Raw genomic sequence first — 18,470 nt, forward strand, 5'->3', positions numbered from 1 at the left:
CGCTTCTCCGCTCTGACCAAGCCTCACGGCCTGAAGGTCGGAGTCGCTTTTATCGATCTAAAAAGCGGCCAGGAGCTGACTATCAACGGAACAGCTGAATTCCCAACCGCCTCGGTCGGTAAGATCCCGGTCATGGCGGCCGCCTATGCGCTGGCAGAAAAGGGGGAGATAAACCTTGAAACCAAAGTCCCCTACGGGCCGCAAGACAAACTTGGCGGCTCCGGGATCCTGCAGTGGACCAAGTTCGGACGCTATTATTCTCTCCGCCGGCTGATCTCGCTGATGATCACCCGCTCCGATAATACCGCAACTAAAATGGTCATCAATAACGTTGGTTTAGATAAAATTGGCCAATTTCTAGAAACCAGGGGGTTCTCCAATATTGTCATTGCCGACCCAACCATGCTCCGTGAGCCCCCGCTGAAAAACAGGAACCTTGCCACTCCTCTGGAAATGGCCCATTTAGTCGGCCGGATCGAGAAGCGGGATGGATTCAGCGAAGCCTCAGCCGCGGAAATGCTAAAATACATGAGCAATCAGGTCTATCGTTGGGGACTTTGGCAGGGAGTCCCGCCCGGGACCAAAATCGCCGATAAAACTGGCAATCTGACCAGCATTTTAAACGATGTCGGCATTGTTTATACCAGATCAGGGAACTACGTTCTGGCCATATTTACCAACGGATTCACTATGAAAAAGAACGCCCGTCTGCTGGTCAATAAACTTTCGCAGGCGGCGTATGAAGAGTATACCGGCGAAAAGGTCGTTTTTCCAAAACCGGTCAAAAAGAAAATAATCACCAAAAAGAGGTGGCCTAAAAAACGGGTCTACAGAAAAACGAGAACTACAAAGCGGCGATGATCGCGTCGGCCATTTGCGAGGTCGAAACAGCGGTCGGATCGTTCCGGTCAGCTTTCAGGTCATAAGTTACACTTTTCTTCTCCGCTATCACTCTGGCTACCGCCTTCTCCAGCCTGCCGGCCGCTTCCTTTTCACCCAGATGGTCGAGCATCAGGACCGCCGAAAGGACCATAGCAGTCGGATTGACCTTGTTCTGGCCGGCGTATTTTGGGGCCGAACCGTGGATCGCCTCAAACACCGCTATTTCTTTGCCAAAATTAGCCCCCGGCGCGACCCCCAACCCCCCCACCAAACCGGCGCAGAGGTCGGAAATAATATCACCATACAAGTTAGGCAGCACTAATACATCGAAATTGCGCGGATTTTGGACCAATTGCATGCAGATCGCGTCGATCAACCGCTCTTCGTACTCGATTTTCCCTTCATATTCCCTGGCTACTTCCCGGGCAGCGGCGTAAAAAAGACCGTCGGTGAACTTCATGATGTTCGCTTTGGTCACCGCGGTCACTTTCTTCCGGTTGTGCTTGATCGCATATTCAAAAGCATATTTGACGATCCGCTTGGTCCCCGAAATGGAGATCGGTTTAATGGAAAGGCCGGAATCGGGATTGATCTTCTTTTTAGAAAAAGCCTCGATCTCGCCGATCAGTTTCCTGGTCTCCGGTTTCCCCTCTTCAAATTCGATCCCGGCATAAAGGTCTTCGGTATTTTCGCGGACTACGACCAGGTCGACGCTCTCAAAGCGGCTTCTTACTCCCTGGAAAGTTTTGCAGGGGCGAAGACAGGCGTAAAGGTCAAGCTCTTTGCGGATCGCGACGTTAACCGAACGGAAACCGGTCCCGATCGGCGTGGTCAGCGGCCCTTTTAAAGCTATTTTATTCTTGCGGATCGATTCCAATGTCGAACCTGGCAGCGGCGTGCCGTATTTGGCAATAACATCGGCCCCGGCTTCGGCAATTTCCCAGTCGATCTTGACGCCGGTCGCGTCAACACAGCGCCTAGCCGCGGTCGAAACCTCCGGACCGATCCCGTCGCCGGGTATAAGGGTGATCTTGTAAGTCATGATTATTGATTATACTTTTTTTCGGTGCTAAAATCAAATTTGCCCGCCGGAGGCGGGTTGTATGAAAAATATCAAAAAAATGAAGATCGCCGTCCTGTGCGGCGGCCGCTCCCGCGAGAGGGATGTCTCGCTCCGCTCCGGCAAACGGGTCTTTGAGTCGTTGAAAAGCCAGGGGTACAATGTCATTAAACTCGACCTGACCGATAATCTGGCAGCCGATCTCAAGAAAAACAATATCGACCTGGTTTATAACATTCTGCACGGAGAGTTTGGCGAAGACGGGGCGGTCCAGGGGTTGCTGGAATTGGCCGGCATCCCCTATACCGGCTCCAAGGTCCTGGCCTCGGCCCTGGCCATGAACAAACTGGCCGCCAAACGGCTTTTTGACGCGGCCAATATCCCAACCCCCCGCTATCTTCCGATCGACCGGGAAACCGACGTAAAAACTGAAGCAGCCAAGATCCGCCGGATCTTCCCCTTTCCGCTTGTCATCAAGCCAATTTCCGAAGGCTCCAGCTTTGGCGTTGCCATTCTCAAGAACGGCGAGGGATTAGAAGGCGTACTGGTAAAATCCATTAAGGAATACAAAGAGCTCTTTGTCGAGGAATTCATCAAAGGCAAAGAGATCACCGTCGGGATCATTGGCACGGGAGAAAACGTCCAGGCCCTCCCCATCCTGGAGCTGGTCCCTAAAAAAGAATTCTATGATTTTGAGGCTAAATACACCACCGGATTAACCGAGTTCATCATCCCGGCCCGCCTCCCCGACCCGCTTTACAGGCAGGCTCAAGAGATCGCCCTGGCCGCTCATAAAGTGCTTGGCTGTTATGGCGTTTCCCGGGTCGATATGATCGTCTCTCACGACCAGATCCCCTACGTCACCGAGGTCAACTCCCTCCCCGGCATGACCGAACATTCCGACCTGCCGGCCGAAGCCAAAAGCGCCGGGATATCCTTTGATCAATTGGTGGAAAAAATCCTTGAAAGCGCGTTCTAGGAAAAAGCGGTCCCGTTTTCGGGCGATCGCCGCCCTGTTTTTCCTGCTCGCCCTGACCGGTATTGGCTACTATGGCTTCTCTCTTTCCATTTGGAATATCCAGGAAATCGCGGTCGAAGGGACCAGCATGATCAGTCCGCAGGAACTGCGCGAACTAAGCGGCCTGCCGATCGGCCAAAACCTTTTCTTTGCCAATTTTCGCCCCGCCAGAGACCGGCTCAACCAGGTTGGCGCCCTAAAACAATCCCGGATCAGCCGACGCCCTCCGGCCACCGTCTTGATCTCCGTGGAAGAGCGCCAGCCGGTCGCGATCCTGGTAATTGACGGGCGATTCACGATCGTCGACCGGGAAGGGATCATCCTGAACAATGAACCCGACCTGAACCTTCATCTGGCAAATAGCGTCGAACTTCCGGTCATTTCCGGATTGGGGACCATTGAGATCTCCTGGAACCGGCGGATCACGCCAAAACTTGCCTACTTAATAAACGATACGGTCGTTGAGCTCGCCCATCTTCTCGGCTCCAGGCGGATCAACCTGGAGGTCGGCAGTTATCGCCGGATCAGCATCCTGCTCGACGACGTCCTCCGGATAAACCTTGGCCAGGACACGCTGATCAAGACCAAGATCGCCGTCGTCAAACGACTTCTCCCGCTGATCGGCGGGCGCTGGAACGAAGTTGAATATATTGACGTCCGTTTCCCGGAAACACCGGTCATTAAATATAAAAAATAATTCATTTCCCCCGGCCCCGGGGAGGATTGCTTTTCCGACAACGTATGCTAAAATTGCAGAAAATTCCCTGACAAGGAGAAGAACAAATGGGCGGTCAAGGCTTCGCGACGATCAAGGTTTTTGGGGTTGGCGGCGGCGGAACTAATGCTGTCAACCGGATGATCAGCAGCGGCGTAGTTGGCGTCGAATTTTGGGCAGCCAACACCGACCTGCAAGCCTTGAGCGTTTCTCTGGCCGATCACAAACTTCAACTGGGAGCCAAATTAACCAGGGGTCTTGGGGCCGGCGCCAACCCTGAAGTCGGCCAGAAGGCGGCGGAAGAAAGCCGCGACGACGTCAAGCTCGCCCTGCAGGGGGCCGACATGGTCTTCTTGACCGCCGGAATGGGGGGCGGGACCGGAACCGGCGCCTCGCCGATCATTGCTGAAGTCGCCAAAGAACTGGGCTGCTTGACCATTGGAGTCGTGACCAGGCCGTTCCGCTTCGAGGGTCCGGTCCGTAATTCCCAGGCCGAATCAGGGATCGCCCTCCTCAAGGAAAAAGTTGACGCCCTGATCGTCATTCCCAACGACAAACTCCTTCAGGTGGTCGAGAGAAAAACATCGATCATCGAAGCGTTCAAGATCGCCGACGACGTTCTCCGCCAGGGGGTAAAAGGGATCTCCGACCTGATCACTGTTCCCGGGCTGATCAACCTTGATTTCGCTGACGTTCGGACCATTATGTTCGAAGCCGGTTCCGCCATGATGGGGATCGGCAGCGGCAGCGGCGAGAACCGGGCGGTTGAAGCGGCCGAAAAAGCGATCGCCTCTCCTCTGCTTGAAGAAACGATCACCGGAGCTAAAGGGATCATCTTTAACGTTACCGGCGGCTCTGACCTGACTCTATATGAGGTCAACGAAGCGGCCGAGGTTATCTACAATGCCGGCGACCCCGACGCCAATATTATCTTTGGCGCGACTATCGACGAGAAGCTCCAGGGGGAAGTATTAGTTACGGTCATAGCTACCGGTTTCAAGTCGGTCCAAAACCGGGAAAAAGAGAGCGTCTCGTTCATCCGGCCGAGGCAGAACCAGGCGATCCAGCCAAAACCAACCGCAGACAGCCACAAAGACGACATTGAGCTCCCGCCCTTTATGCGCTAGATCATGGAGCTTTTCTTTTTTCCTTTTTTAAAATCATTAATCGCGCTTTTTATTATCACCGACTCCCCGGGCAATCTCCCCTTTTTTATGGGACTTACGGAAGGGTTGAGCGTCAAAGAAAAACGGTCAGTTTTTGCCTCTTCTATCCTGACCGGTTTTATTATTTTGATACTTTTTCTCCTGGCCGGGACCGCGGTCTTTGAGCTTTTTGGTATTACGCTCGACGACTTCCGGATCGCCGGCGGCATTCTTCTTTTCTGGATCGCAATTGAAATAATGCTGCGCGGGCGGATCAACTTCGAACACAAAGAAGACGTCGGGATCGTTCCGCTCGGCTGCCCGCTGCTGGTGGGCCCAGGCGCGATCACCGCTTCTCTGGTCATGTTCAAAACATACGGCTATCTGGTCGCTTTCAGCGCGATCTCCGCTTGTTTTGTCCTGATCTGGATCGTGCTTCATTACGCCGACGAGATCTATGGTTTTCTGGGGAAGAACGGGTCATTGATCCTGACCAAAATTTCCGCTATCCTGATCGCCGCCATCGCGATCCAGTTCGTTCGCGAAGGGATCTTTGGGATCTTCAAGCTCTTTTAAAAATATTCCTTAAATACTTTGTTGCCAGCCGCTTGAGGTGAAATAAATAAAATTAAATTGCGGTATTCCGGGCTTCTTTTCAACCCTCCAAGCGCTCCAGCATGGCTGCCTCCGCTAATTACCGCCCGCCAGGCCTCTACGGTCGAATAACCGCAGTCTTCGATCAAGTAGCGGGCGACGACCGCGCCGGTCCGGTCGGCCCCCCAGCGGCAATGGAGATAAACCGGTCCTTTCATTTTTTCCTTAATCTTCGACCATTCGTCTTTGGTCGGGACCTTGGAGGAGCTCATCGGAATATGTAAGCGGTTCAATCCAGCTTTTGCCAGAAGTTTCCCGTATCTTTTTTGGGCGGCTGAGGAGTTTTCCAGATCAACAACGTCCTTAACCCCCATCTCTTTTAGAAACTTCATGATCGATAAAACCTGACCATCGCTATTGTCGAACTTTTTGGGGCTCAAAGGGTGTCCGCCAGCCCAGATATGCCCATCGATCAAGCGGCAGTTATAAGGGAAAGGCCCCCGACCGGAAACTTTACCGCCAGGGAATTTCTGACAGATTGATGGATCGGCAAAAGCTAAAAAAGCGGACAAGAAAATTAATGCGGCTATTAAAACAACTCGTTTAATAATTAAAATCACCCATCCGCCTTTGGCGGACGACCTTCCCGATCCGATCGGGACGCTCTACCATGTAAACATATCGGGGCGAGAGGATTTGAACCTCCGACCTCACGGTCCCGAACCGTGCGCTCTACCAAGCTAAGCTACGCCCCGCTGTCTGGCTTATTCTATCACTTTTTCGGAATTATGTTCAAGAATCGCGTTAGTTGTCTGACTTTTAATATAAACCGTGCTCATTGAAGCATCGCGTATATTTTTTATCTTCAATGATCAGATGATCGACCAGCCAAGCCTCTAAAAACTCAACCATCTCACCAATAATGTTAGTTTCTCCTCTTTCGTACCTTGCTACAAATCCCGCGACCTTGCCCAGCAAATCCCGATGGATCCGCTTGTGCTCTTCGGCCCCATCATAATGAAACTGGTCAAAATACTTTTCTTCGGTACTAAAATGGAGCTTCGCGTAAGCGGCCAATTTATTTACTGCATCACCAAGCACCAGTTCTTTACGAAAATAATGCGCCTGATACAGATCGTTGAGCATATTTAAAAAATATTGATGCTGGTCATCAATCTCTTTGACATTAACGCTCATTCCATCCGTCCAATTTATTGGCATTTGAACACCTCTTGTTTATTTATTTCTTAAATTCTTCAACGCTTCGCTGATCGTCGTTTCTTTGCCGCTGAAATACCGTTGGAGATCAAAGCGATGGGCATAGAGAGCCAGCCCTGCCGCGCCGATCGCAAAAACAATATATTCTATTCCCCAGGAGCCAAGCCAAAATATCGCCGGCAGGAGGCAAATAACGAGCACGGTCGCCGGAATAAAATAACGGACGACCAAAAAGCTAAATAGCCAAAAGAAAACCACGACCAGGGTCAGCAAAGGGTCAAGAGCCAACAATATCCCTCCAGTCGTCGCAACCCCTTTTCCTCCTCGAAACATCAGGAAAGCCGAAAAATCATGCCCCGCGATCGCGGCTAAACCAGCCAGGGCGATCCCCCAATCAGTCAGGCCGACCAAACGGGCTCCCATTATCGCCAGATAACCTTTGGCAATATCCCCCAACAAAGCCAGGAGCGCCGGCCAGGGCCCGGCGACCACCAGGACATTGGTCGCCCCGACATTGCCGGATCCTTCTTTTCGGACATCTTTCCCCCTGATCTTGTGAGGAAAAAAATGGCTGAAAGGAATACTCCCCAGTAAATAGGCAAAAACAATATAAAGCGGGGTCAAAATATAATTCATTAACATTCGCTTAAAGGATCCGTTCCCTAGGAGACTTTTTCCAGACCAAAGGCTTTATGCAGGACCTGAACCGCTTTTTTCCCCTGCTCCGCCCTGATAATGCAGGAGATCTTGATCTCCGATGTACTGATCATCTGAATGTTGATCTGGTTTTCCGCCAGGGTGCTGAACATCTTGGACGCGGTCCCCGGTTGACTGACCATCCCTACCCCGACCAGAGAGATTTTGCAAACATCAGCATCAGAAATAACTTTATCGGCATGCAATTCCCTGGCGATCTTCTCGGCAACCTCAACCCCTTTTTTCAGGTCGGTTTTCTCGACAGTAAAAGCCATGTCGGCGTGGGTTCCCTGCGAGTTGATCGCCTGGACGATCATGTCGACGTTGATCTTTTCTTTTGCCAGCGCGCCAAATAGTTGGGCGGCAATACCCGGCTTGTCCGGCATTTTCAGGATGCCGATCTTGGCCACATTATCATCAAGCGCTATCCCCCTAACCGCCTCTGTTTTTTCCATTTTCCCTGCCTCCTTAACAATCCTTGACGGCGACATTATATATGTGCCCTCATCATCTTTCAGGCTGGAACGGAGATGAATGGCCATGTCATAAATACTGGCGCACTCAACTGAACGCGGATGCAAGACTTGAGCGCCTAAACTGGCCAGTTCCAGCATCTCTTAATATGAAATATATTTTATCTTCCGGGCTTCTTTAACGATCCGGGGATCGGTCGTATAAACCCCATCGACATCAGTGTAAATATCACAAACGTCGGCTTTAAGCGCGGCGGCAATGGCTACGGCCGAAGTATCTGATCCCCCCCGGCCAATGGTAATGATGTCCCCTCGACTGTCTATCCCCTGGAATCCGGTGATCACAACCACCTTACCGGATCTTAATTCTTCCTTTAACCGATCAAGATGAACCGCTTTAATGCGGGCTTTTTTATAAATGTCTTCCGTCATGACGCCTGCCTGGCCGCCGGTCAAGGAAATTGCCGGACAATCGATCGCTTGCAGGGCCATGGCTAAAAGGGCGGCGGAAACCTGTTCGCCAGTCGAAACCAGCATGTCATATTCGCGCGGATCAGGGCTGTTGGTCACCTTGTTCATCAGGTCGATCAATTCGTCGGTAGTGTCCCCCATCGCTGAAACAACGACCACCACATCATGCCCGGCCGCTTTGGCCTTTTTAACCCGTTGAGCAACATTTTTAATCTTTTCCGGGTTCCCGACGGAAGTCCCCCCATATTTGTGAACGATTATTGACATGACCTAGAAATTATATCACGGGTTAACTGATATTTCTGCTAGAACCGCCGCTCCCAACAGGCCGGCATCATCGCCTAACGCGGATAGAACAACTTTTGAGGAAAGATCGTTTTGTTGCGGCCAGGAAACGATCCCTGGCGAACGCAGCATCATTTTTAATGTATCCAGCAAAGGTTGGCCAATTTGCGCCACTCCTCCGCCTAAAACATGAATTCCCTTTAAGGTCAAAGCATGACTGGTGGAGATTGCCAGCGCCAGATGAGCCATGGCTTCATTGACAACTTTGATCGCCAGCGTCTCTTTTGCCAGAAACGCGTCGCCAACCTCTTTCCCGGTCAGATCTTTTCCAGTTAATTGAAGATAATGTTTAGCCATGGCAGTCCCGCTGACATAGGCCTCGGCACAACCTTTGGCCCCGCAGCCGCATTCCCTGGCGGACAGATCCAGGATCGGATTGACCACTTTGAAGTGGCCCCCTTCATTAGCATACGGAAAGATCTCTTTTTTCCCATCAACTATCGCAAAGCCGTAGCCGGTGCCGATCCCGTGCCAGATGACAACATCATCCCCCCGGCCGACCCCAAACATCGCTTCACCCATCACAGCGGAGCGGGCGTCATTGAAACCAAGGATCCTCATACCGGTCGCGGCCGACAATTCGGCAATAAAGCCATTGAAACCAAAGCTGAGGTTTGGCGGGGAAAAGAGCGGCTCACCGGTTTTCTCGTCGATTGGGCAGGGAAAACCGATCCCGCCGGTCGTAACCCCTTCAATCTCCAGCCGAGAGATCTCCAAGGCTGACCTTTCTGCCAATTCCTTCGCGCTGGAAAATCCGGCCATCGGCAATTTCACCGATTTTTCGATCTGGCCTTGTTTCACGACCGCCAAACGTAAATTGGTCCCACCGATATCTCCTGCCAAAACCCGGCGCACCGGCCTATTAACATAATTCGCAACTCTGCTGCTGACACTCATTGTTTTCTCCCTTCAATATTTCATTCGTCTCATCTGTTTATCATAAAGTGCCCTTGATAATTTCAATTGTTATTTGTGATGAGTGAAAGCAGGTTAAGGAAGAAGCGCAGAAATCTCCTGGTCCGTTAAATACCGCCACTCTCCGGGCCGCAGCTCTCCCAGGGTTAATTTCCCAAGACGGACCCGACGCAAAGCAACGACCTCGTTCCCCAGCGCTTCCATCATTTTCCTGATCTGGCGGTTCCGCCCTTCTTTGAGGATCATCTTGATCCGTCGGGGATCTATGACCATAACCCCGGCCGGGAGGGTCTTCTTCCCTTCAAGATAGATCCCCCGCTTGAGCTTGTCTACTTCGGCTGGCGAAAGTGGCCGGTCAACCACAACATCATACTCTTTTTCATGCTCGTAGCGGGGATGGGTTAGTTTTAAGGCGACCTCTCCATCATTAGTGATCAGGAGCAGCCCCTCGGAGTCCCGATCAAGCCGGCCCACCGGGAACAATCGTCCTTCTACCCCTTTTATTAAGTCAAGAATAGTCGCTGTTTCTTCTTGCGCACAAGTTGAAGTCACCCCTCTGGGCTTATTCATTAATATGTATATTTTATTGCTATTATTTGATATTTTAATATTATCAACGGTTATTTCATCTTTCTCGGGATCAATCTTGACCCCCTGGACATTTACTACTTCTCCATTCACCTTTACCCGTCCGGCCGAGATTATCTCTTCAGCCCGGCGACGGGAGGCGTAGCCGCAATCAGCCAGGTACTTTTGCAGTCTGGTCAGCATATATTTGTTATTTTAACATATTGGCGGAAATACCCCGGTATTTAAGCTTGTCAGCCACCCCGCACTATGTTAAAATTCTCATAGTTTCAGAAAAAGGAAATAAGTGAGTTAATCAGAATATCCGGTGTTTTAATTGAAAAAATATATCGACTCGTTCAAACAAATATCATTAGCAAATAAAATAACGTTATTAAGGTTAGCTCTGGTTCCGGTCTGCGTAATGTTCCTGCTGCTCAGTTTATATGGTCTGGCAGCCGTTACCTTCCTTTTTCTATCTTTTTCCGATGCCCTTGACGGATATATTGCCCGTAAATACTATCAGGTCTCGGAGATAGGAAAATTGCTCGATCCCTTAGCGGATAAGATCCTTGTCATTTCTGTATTGATAGCGTTAACCGGCCTAGGAAAAGCTGATCCTGTCCCGGTCATTTTAATTAGCGCGAGAGAGTTTATCATTGCCAGCGTTCGCGGGCGGCAGATCTTTGCCGCGAGCCCGGTCGCTAAATGGAAGACCGTTATCCAGGTTTTGGCGGTCTTTATGATCATTTTAAATCTCCCGCTCGCAGGATTAGCTCTTTGGATCGCCGTGGCGCTATCGCTAGTTTCCGGAGGCGCCTATTTATGGCAGAGCGAACTGATCAAACAGTTGAAAACAACTTAAATTTTTTCAGCCAGGTCCTGTCGGCCCTTGGGCGGAATACCGACCAGCAGGTAACCGAACTTCTGCGAGAGCAGCGGTTGACCATCTCCGTCGCCGAATCGCTGACCGGCGGTCTTATCTCCAGTCGTCTGACCAGCATGGCCGGAAGCTCTGATTTTTTTACTGGCGGCATCGTCTGCTATTCCACCAGGACCAAAGTTTCCCAGGTTGGCGTTTCTCCCGCTCTCATCAGCCAGTTCGGCGTCGTCAGCCGTGAAGTCGCCGTCGCCCTGGCTGAAGAGATCAGGAAACGTTTTAAAAGCGACATCGGACTGGGCGCGACTGGAGTCGCCGGCCCCGACCCGATCCCTCCGGCCCCGGTCGGCAAAGTTTTTGTCGCTGTCGCCAGCAACAACGGGACCGATTGGAAGGAATTAAATATCGATGGCAAGCGCGAAGAGATCAGGGAAAAAACAGCTGCCGCCGCTCTCGGCTTGCTCTGGCTCCATTTAGGCGGGGAGATCGACAAACAATGACCGCGTGTTCCGCAGGTTGAAAGGCTTGCGGTAGGTAAAACAAACTTTAAGGAGTTGAGAAGTCTTTCAGGAAAAAGGCTGCCAGGCCTTTGTTCCTGCGTGCGTGTTTGGGTTGTATATTTAAATGTTTATTCGAATATTTGAAGGGGGACAATATTATGGTTAGCGAGAAAAGTGTTGAAAAAACCGCCGAGAAAAGCAGTGAAAGGGCCAAGGCGCTGGGGATAGCGATCGCCCAGATCGAGAAGAATTACGGCAAAGGTTCGATCATGAAATTGGGAGAAGCGTCCAAGTTAAATGTTGAGGTCATTCCGACCGGCGCCCTGTCGGTCGACGCGGCCCTTGGGGTCGGAGGCTTCCCGCGAGGCCGGATCATCGAGATCTACGGCCCTGAAGGGGGAGGCAAGACGACCGTCTCCCTGCACGCGATCGCCGAAGCCCAACGACGGGGAGGCGTGGCCGCTTTTATTGACGCCGAACATTCCATGGACCCGGCTTACGCGAAAAAATTGGGGGTCAACATTGACAACCTGCTGATCTCCCAGCCGGATTACGGTGAGCAGGCCCTGGAGATCGCCGAGACCCTGATCCGTTCCGGAGCGATCGATATTATCGTCGTTGATTCGGTAGCCGCCCTGGTGCCAAAAGCCGAGGTTGAAGGGGAAATGGGAGACGCGGTCATGGGTCTGCAGGCCAGATTGATGTCCCAGGCCCTGCGCAAATTGACGTCGGTCATCAGCAAGTCGAAGACCGTGATGATCTTCATCAACCAGCTACGCGAAAAGATCGGGGTAATGTTCGGCAATCCGGAGACCACGCCGGGGGGCCGGGCGCTCAAATTCTACTCCTCGGTCAGGCTCGACGTCCGGGCGGGAGAAAAGATCAAAGAGAATGAGAAGATCATCGGGACCCGGGTCAAGGTGAAGGTTGTCAAGAACAAGGTCGCGCCGCCGTTCCGCGAAGCCAGCTTTCTGCTGATCCACGGAGAAGGACTGCTCCGGGAGGCCGACATCCTTGACCAGGCGGTCAATTTGAACCTGGTCGAAAAGAGCGGCTCATGGTTTTCTTATGGCGGAGAAAAGATCGGTCAGGGTTTTGACGGGGCGGTCAAGTTCCTCAAAGAAAACGGCAAGATCACGACCAAGATCGAGGGTGAGATCCGTAAATCGTTGGCCCATAAAGAGTAGCATTTTACCTAGAGGGGGTTTTTTATCATGTCGGTATTTTCATTGTTTTATGTGGTGATAGTCGCGGTCGTTGTTTTCGGACTGGCGATCGCCTATCTGCTGATCAAACAGCAGTTGGCCGGCCAGAAGCTCCGGATCGCCGAAGAATCGGCCCGGCGGGTGACCGAAGAGGCTAAAAAAGAGGCGGAACGGATCAAAAAAGAATCGGTGCTGGAAGCCAAAGACGAAGCGCTCCGCCAGCGGGCGGAATTGGAGCGTGAAGCCAAGGAACGGAAGAATGAATTGACCGCGATGGAGCGGCGGCTTCAGTCCCGTGAAGATCACCTGGAAAACAAAGAGAAGAATATCGATGTCAGGGACAAGCAGATCAAGAAGATCGAGGAAGACCTGGTCAAGCTCAAAGAAACACTGGTCTCCGCCAAGGAGCAGTTGATCGTCCAGCTGGAAAAGATCGCCACTCTTTCCAAAGAGGAGGCAAAAAAAGAACTGCTGGAAAAACTGGACAAGGAGCTGGAAGTTGAAGTCGCTAAAAGGATCAAATCAAGCGAAGAGGAAATCAAGAAAGAGTCCGACCGGCGGGCCCGTGAGATCCTGGCGACTGCTATCCAGCGCTGCGCCGTTGACCATGTCGTGGAGACCACGACTTCAATGGTTGAACTCCCCAGCGACGACATGAAGGGGCGGATCATCGGCCGGGAAGGGCGCAACATTCGTTCCTTTGAGACCAAGACCGGAGTCGACCTGATCGTCGATGACACTCCGGAAGCGGTCATTCTTTCGAGCTTTGACCCCCTGCGCCGCGAAACCGCCCGGCTCACCCTGCAAAAACTGATCGCCGACGGCCGGATCCACCCCGCCAGGGTCGAAGAAATGTACGAAAAGTCCAAAACCGAGCTCAAGAATGCCATGTGGGAACATGGCGAGCGGGCGACCATGGAGACTGGCGTGCATGGAGTTCCACCGGTCATCATTCAGCTGCTCGGCCGGCTTCATTACCGGACCTCCTACGGGCAGAACGTTCTTCAGCACTCGGTCGAAATGGCCCACCTGGCCGGCATGCTGGCGGCCGAACTCGGCGCCAACGTCGCCCTGGCCAAACGGGCCGCCCTCTTGCACGACCTGGGGAAAGCAATTGACCAGGAGGTCGAAGGGACCCACGTCCGCCTTGGTGTAACCTTCGCGCAAAAAGCTGGAGAATCTCCGGAGGTCCTCCACGCCATGGAAGCCCATCACAACGACGTCGAGCCAAAGACCATTGAAGCGGTCATCGTCCAGGTTTGCGACGCGATCAGCAGCGCCCGGCCCGGGGCGCGCCGCGATTCACTGGAAGCTTACGTTAAACGGCTCGAAAAGCTGGAAAGCGTCGCCAACTCTTTTGAAGGGGTTGAAAAGACCTTTGCCATCTCGGCAGGACGGGAAGTCAGGGTCATTGTCCAGCCGGATAGGATATCAGACGACCTGGCGACCAAGCTGGCCCACGATATCGCCAAGAAGATCGAATCGGAATTGGAATACCCGGGCGAGATCAAGGTCACCGTTGTCCGGGAAATTCGAGCATCGGATGTCGCAAGATAAGCTTACGCTGTTATTTATTGGGGATATTGTAGGCGCTTTCGGGCGATCGGTCGCCAAGCGCCTGCTCCCCGACCTGAAAAAAGAGTTTGCCGTCGACGTAACTATTGCCAATGGCGAGAACTGCGCCCATGGTTTCAGCATCACCGAAAAGATCTATAACGACCTGCTCAACGCCGGGGTCGACGCCTTCACTATGGGGAACCATGTCTGGGAAAAGAAGGAAGTCGTCAACAAAGCTTCGCTTTTTGAAAAAATGGCCCGGCCGGCCAATTACCCGCCCGGCACCCCAGGCAAAGACCATGTGATCATCGACGTCAAAGGGATCAAGCTCGGCCTGCTAAATTTGAACGGCCGGGTATTCATGCAATGTATGGATTGCCCCTTCCAGGCGGCCGAACGGGTCCTCCCCAGAATCAAAGAACAAACCAACCTGGTCCTGGTCGACTTTCACGGCGAAGCCTCATCGGAAAAATGCGCCATGGGGTATTTTCTGGACAGCAAAGTTTCGGCGATCGTCGGCACCCACACGCACGTGCAAACCGCCGACGAACGTATTCTGACCGGCGGGACCGCCTTTATAACCGATGTTGGTATGACCGGCCCAATGGATTCAATTATCGGGATGAGAAAAGAGCAGGTCATGCGGCGGATCATCTCGCAAATGCCCGAACGTCTGGAACCGGCAAACGAAGGGCCCGGGCTGTTCAACGGGGTGGTCATTACATTGGACGTTAAAAGCGGGAAAGCCCTGGAAATTGAAAGGATTAAAAGGGTCACTGAACCACTAAATGTCGAGGAAAACTAACCGAGGTCTTTGATCCGCTCCGCCAGCGTTTTTACTTTTTCGCTATACTCGATTTGCCGCTCTTTTTCTTTCTGCACCGCTTCCGGATTGGCCCTGGCGACAAAGTTCGCGTTCCCCAGCCGTTCCGTGATCTTAATGATCTCAGCAGAGAGCTTTTCTTTTTCCTTGGTCAGGCGGGCAATTTCCTTGTTCGGGTCAATAAAGCCCCCTAGCGGGACGTAGAGGCTTGCTCCGGTGATCGTCGCAGATGCCGACTGCGGCGGCTTGGCGTCAAGTTTAGCGACAATTGTTAACCTGTTCACTTTGGCCAAAGCTTTGATGTATGCCTCGACCGGCTTCTGTCCGGTTACGATCACAACTTCGACGTCGCTGCCATGAGAAACGTTAAATTCCGCTCTGATGTTCCGGATCGCCCTGATTACCTCCATAGTGAACGCCATTGCTTCTTCAGCGTTAGGATCTATCTCCTCTCTGTCCGCTTGCGGCCAGGGCTGAACCATCAGTGATTCTTCCGGATTGACCACCGTTCGTCCCTTCAGGCGCTGGTAAGTCTCTTCGGTAATGAACGGCATAAATGGATGGAGGATCTTCATTGTCCCTTCAAGGACGGTCATCAGGACCGCCTGAACCGCCGCTTTAGCGTTGCTATCATCCCCATATAACCTGATCTTGGCCAGTTCAACATACCAGTCACAAAACTCCGACCAGATGAAATCATAAAGGGTCTTGGCCGCTTCACCAAACTCGAAAGAATCGATCGAGGCGGATACTTTTTCGATCGTTGAGTTATAACGGGAGAGGATCCAGCGATCAGCCAGCTCCCTGGCCCCTGGCTCCTGGTCTCTGGCCTTTGGTCCCTGGTCCCTGGTCATCAGCACAAACCGGCTGACATTCCAGATCTTGTTGGCAAAGTTACGGGCTTCGGTGATCTTTTCCTCCGAGAGCTTAACATCCTGCCCCTGGCCGGCGATCAGCGAAATAAAAGCAAAGCGGAGAGCGTCCGCCCCCGCCCGATCGATCACTTCCAGCGGATCAATTACATTCCCCCACGACTTGCTCATCTTTTTACCGTGTATATCCTTCACCAATCCGTGAATATAGACCGTGTGAAACGGCTCTTTCTTCATAAGATGGACCCCCGCCATGATCATTCGGGAGACCCAGAAGGAGATAATATCGTAACTGGTCACCAAAACATCTGTTGGGTAATGTTTTTTAAGGTTCTCTGTCTGATTAGGCCAGCCTAACGTAGAAAATGGCCATAAGGCTGACGAGAACCAAGTGTCAAATACGTCGGGATCTTGAACCATATTCGTCCCGCCGCATTTCGGGCATTTTTCCGGTTTTTCTTCCGCTACAACAATCTCACAACATCCATTTGTCATTTGATCCGCCTTAGGCGGATCATTAGTCATTCCCCCACAATACCAGGCCGGGACCTGGTGCCCCCACCAAAGCTGGCGGGAGATACACCAATCACGCAAGTTGGTCATCCATTGGAGATAAACCTTGGTCCACCGTTCGGGAATATACTTGATCTGACCCTCTTCTACCGCTGCGATCGCTTTTTCAGCCAGCGGTTTTACTTTAACGAACCACTGGTCAGACAAATACGGCTCGATCACTGTCTTACAGCGGTAACAATGACCAACCGAATTCTGGTAATCTTCAATTTTAGCCAAAAAGCCTTGTTCTTCAAGCAATTTAACGATCGCGTCTCTCGCTTTCCCTCGCTCTAACCCTTCTATCCCCGCTACTCCCTGCCGCTCTTTGTCACTTCCAAATTCACCAAGCGTGATCAGACCATCTGGCGTGAGAACATTAATAAAAGGGAGATTGTGCCGCATCCCCATCTCATAGTCGTTCGGATCGTGCGCCGGAGTAACCTTGACCGCTCCGGTCCCAAAAGCCTGATCAACAAACTCATCTTTAATTATAGGAATATGGCGGCCGACCAGCGGCAGGATCAGGTTCTTGCCGGCCAGGCGCTTATAGCGTTCATCCCGGGGATTAACAGCGACCGCGGTGTCCCCCAGCATCGTCTCCGGCCGGGTGGTGGCAACTACTACGAACTCCTTGCTCCCCTCTACCGGATATTTTAGATGCCATAGAAAACCGTTCTTGTTTTCGTGTTCAACTTCGATATCGGACAGGGCTGTTTTACAGCGCGGGCACCAGTTTATGATCCGCTTTCCACGGTAAATTAAACCCTCGTTATAAAGCTGGACAAAATGGCGGCGGACCGCAAGGGAAAGCCCTTCGTCCATGGTGAAGCGCTCGCGTGACCAGTCGCAAGAAGCCCCTAAACGGCGCAGTTGCCTGGTAATCCGTCCCCCGTATTCCTTTTTCCATTCCCAGACCTTCTCGACAAATTTTTCCCGTCCCAGGTCTTCTTTCTTCTTCCCCTCTTTTTTCAGCTCCCGTTCCACTACGTTCTGGGTGGCGATCCCGGCATGGTCGGTTCCGGGGACCCAAAGGGTTTCAAAGCCGTTCATTCTTTTGTAGCGGATCAGCAGGTCCTGAATGGAGTTATTTAAAGCATGGCCCATGTGAAGCGAACCGGTGACATTGGGAGGAGGGATTACGATCGTAAAGGTCTTCCCAGCCCCGAGTCCCTTAGTCCCTGCGGCAGGCTTGAATAGACCAGTCCCTTCCCAAAAAGCGTACCACTTTTGTTCGACTTCGGCTGGATTATAGACCTTAGCTAGTTCTTCGCTCATTGTTTCTCCTCGATTATCGTCTAATTATAGCAAAGATCAGGCGATTCTGGAACAAGACCTGAAATTCCGGCATATTTTATTGGATAATCCTGTAGTTCAAGTGAAAGGAATTAATTATGATCAGGATAGGCAAGGTCACTGTTTCGACCGTAAAAAAACAAATCTATTGTTTGATCCGGCCAAACATTTCAAAGTTAGCCGCTAAAGCATCCGCCGGAACATTGAACATGAACGAATTGCTCCACCTAGTCATATTTTTAGAAAAAAAGCCTCAAGCGTTCGATCTTGAGGAAACAAGAATGATCAAATATGATATCCTGACCCAGGTTATTGATGAATATCGGGAAAGCATGAGGGAAGTAGCCTTACACGGTCGCAATTTATTAGACGGTCAATCCCGATCATTCCCTTCAGTGGTCAATGAGGACACGCTTTCATTCGGCCATCCTTCTCCAACCACCTCCGCCGATCCTGAATTAAGCGGGGTTGTCGTCAATGTCGAGGAACTGCCAAACTCACACCGCGTTTATTACCATCCGGAAAAGAAGTAGCTTTACAAGCAACGGTCAATGATCATCTCTTCCTTTAAACAAGGAAGATGTAAATACTCTTTCATCCCCTCAAAACAAGCGCTCGCCGGGATCATTCCGACCAGTTCCGAGCCTTCGATCTCGACTTCATATTCTTTCGCCCATTTATTGATC

General features: G+C 51.7%; 18 protein-coding genes, 1 tRNA gene and 1 pseudogene. 11 read left to right on the forward strand and 9 right to left on the reverse strand.

Going from position 1 to position 18,470, the window contains the following annotated elements; translation table 11 throughout:
- Positions 1–861 (forward strand): class A beta-lactamase-related serine hydrolase (locus KKF06_07780; GenBank protein MBU1617652.1); only part of this gene is annotated, 861 nt, incomplete at its 5' end.
- Here the strand turns inward: KKF06_07780 and KKF06_07785 are convergent.
- The gene (locus KKF06_07785; GenBank protein MBU1617653.1) at positions 845–1,924 is read right to left on the reverse strand and encodes an isocitrate/isopropylmalate dehydrogenase family protein; all 1,080 of its coding nucleotides are present in this window, start codon (positions 1,922–1,924) and stop codon (positions 845–847) included. The two genes, KKF06_07780 and KKF06_07785, sit on opposite strands and share 17 nt — an antisense overlap.
- Positions 1,925–2,003: 79 nt before the next feature.
- On the opposite strand from KKF06_07785, the gene KKF06_07790 reads away from it, so the two are divergent.
- The 4 genes from KKF06_07790 (at position 2,004) to KKF06_07805 (ending at position 5,396) form a co-directional block, all read left to right on the forward strand.
- Positions 2,004–2,921, forward strand: a complete 918-nt coding sequence (locus KKF06_07790) for a D-alanine--D-alanine ligase (protein ID MBU1617654.1) — start codon at positions 2,004–2,006, stop codon at positions 2,919–2,921.
- Positions 2,905–3,657, forward strand: a complete 753-nt coding sequence (locus KKF06_07795; protein MBU1617655.1) for an FtsQ-type POTRA domain-containing protein — start codon at positions 2,905–2,907, stop codon at positions 3,655–3,657. Before KKF06_07790 ends, KKF06_07795 begins: the two co-directional genes overlap by 17 nt.
- Before the next feature lie 86 nt (positions 3,658–3,743).
- Positions 3,744–4,802, forward strand: a complete 1,059-nt coding sequence (gene ftsZ, locus KKF06_07800) for a cell division protein FtsZ (protein ID MBU1617656.1) — start codon at positions 3,744–3,746, stop codon at positions 4,800–4,802.
- A 3-nt stretch (positions 4,803–4,805) separates the two neighbouring features.
- Positions 4,806–5,396: a MarC family protein gene (locus KKF06_07805; protein ID MBU1617657.1), complete on the forward strand. Its 591-nt coding sequence runs from the start codon at positions 4,806–4,808 to the stop codon at positions 5,394–5,396.
- On the opposite strand, the gene KKF06_07810 is transcribed toward KKF06_07805, so the two are convergent.
- The 7 genes and pseudogenes from KKF06_07810 to KKF06_07840 all read right to left on the reverse strand — a co-directional run bounded on the left by KKF06_07810 (position 5,393) and on the right by KKF06_07840 (position 10,303).
- A complete protein-coding gene (locus KKF06_07810) occupies positions 5,393–6,034 on the reverse strand; it encodes a dual specificity protein phosphatase family protein (GenBank protein ID MBU1617658.1) in 642 nt (213 codons plus the stop codon). The genes KKF06_07805 and KKF06_07810 overlap by 4 nt on opposite strands.
- Before the next feature lie 61 nt (positions 6,035–6,095).
- Positions 6,096–6,169 (reverse strand) — tRNA-Pro (locus KKF06_07815).
- Positions 6,170–6,233: 64 nt separating this feature from the next.
- Positions 6,234–6,635 carry a bacteriohemerythrin gene (locus tag KKF06_07820; protein ID MBU1617659.1) on the reverse strand — a complete coding sequence of 134 codons (402 nt, stop codon included), beginning with the start codon at positions 6,633–6,635 and terminating at the stop codon, positions 6,234–6,236.
- A 15-nt stretch (positions 6,636–6,650) separates the two neighbouring features.
- Positions 6,651–7,268 (reverse strand): glycerol-3-phosphate 1-O-acyltransferase PlsY, encoded by a 618-nt coding sequence (plsY, locus tag KKF06_07825; GenBank protein ID MBU1617660.1) that lies wholly within the window; start codon positions 7,266–7,268, stop codon positions 6,651–6,653.
- Between the two features lie 26 nt (positions 7,269–7,294).
- Positions 7,295–8,539, reverse strand: a pseudogene (locus KKF06_07830) (aspartate kinase).
- A gap of 15 nt (positions 8,540–8,554) precedes the next feature.
- Positions 8,555–9,514, reverse strand: a complete 960-nt coding sequence (locus tag KKF06_07835; GenBank protein ID MBU1617661.1) for an ROK family protein — start codon at positions 9,512–9,514, stop codon at positions 8,555–8,557.
- A gap of 93 nt (positions 9,515–9,607) precedes the next feature.
- Complete coding sequence (locus KKF06_07840) at positions 9,608–10,303, reverse strand: rRNA pseudouridine synthase (GenBank protein MBU1617662.1); 696 nt, start codon at positions 10,301–10,303, stop codon at positions 9,608–9,610.
- A gap of 133 nt (positions 10,304–10,436) precedes the next feature.
- Between KKF06_07840 and pgsA the strand changes: the two genes are divergently transcribed.
- The 5 genes from pgsA (at position 10,437) to KKF06_07865 (ending at position 15,046) form a co-directional block, all read left to right on the forward strand.
- A complete protein-coding gene (gene pgsA, locus KKF06_07845; protein ID MBU1617663.1) occupies positions 10,437–10,964 on the forward strand; it encodes a CDP-diacylglycerol--glycerol-3-phosphate 3-phosphatidyltransferase in 528 nt (175 codons plus the stop codon).
- Entirely contained in the window at positions 10,925–11,479 is a 555-nt protein-coding gene (locus KKF06_07850) for a CinA family protein (protein ID MBU1617664.1), read from the forward strand. The genes pgsA and KKF06_07850 overlap by 40 nt, the downstream gene beginning before the upstream one ends.
- 158 nt (positions 11,480–11,637) lie before the next feature.
- Positions 11,638–12,666: a recombinase RecA gene (gene recA, locus KKF06_07855; protein ID MBU1617665.1), complete on the forward strand. Its 1,029-nt coding sequence runs from the start codon at positions 11,638–11,640 to the stop codon at positions 12,664–12,666.
- Between the two features lie 27 nt (positions 12,667–12,693).
- A complete protein-coding gene (gene rny, locus KKF06_07860; GenBank protein MBU1617666.1) occupies positions 12,694–14,241 on the forward strand; it encodes a ribonuclease Y in 1,548 nt (515 codons plus the stop codon).
- Complete coding sequence (locus tag KKF06_07865) at positions 14,228–15,046, forward strand: TIGR00282 family metallophosphoesterase (GenBank protein MBU1617667.1); 819 nt, start codon at positions 14,228–14,230, stop codon at positions 15,044–15,046. Before rny ends, KKF06_07865 begins: the two co-directional genes overlap by 14 nt.
- Here the strand turns inward: KKF06_07865 and KKF06_07870 are convergent.
- Complete coding sequence (locus KKF06_07870) at positions 15,043–17,766, reverse strand: valine--tRNA ligase (protein ID MBU1617668.1); 2,724 nt, start codon at positions 17,764–17,766, stop codon at positions 15,043–15,045. The two genes, KKF06_07865 and KKF06_07870, sit on opposite strands and share 4 nt — an antisense overlap.
- Positions 17,767–17,882: 116 nt before the next feature.
- On the opposite strand from KKF06_07870, the gene KKF06_07875 reads away from it, so the two are divergent.
- Positions 17,883–18,317 carry a hypothetical protein gene (locus tag KKF06_07875; protein MBU1617669.1) on the forward strand — a complete coding sequence of 145 codons (435 nt, stop codon included), beginning with the start codon at positions 17,883–17,885 and terminating at the stop codon, positions 18,315–18,317.
- Positions 18,318–18,470 lie beyond the last annotated feature (153 nt).

It is taken from the genome of Candidatus Margulisiibacteriota bacterium, assembly GCA_018822365.1.
GTDB lineage: Bacteria > Margulisbacteria > WOR-1 > O2-12-FULL-45-9 > XYB2-FULL-48-7 > XYB2-FULL-45-9.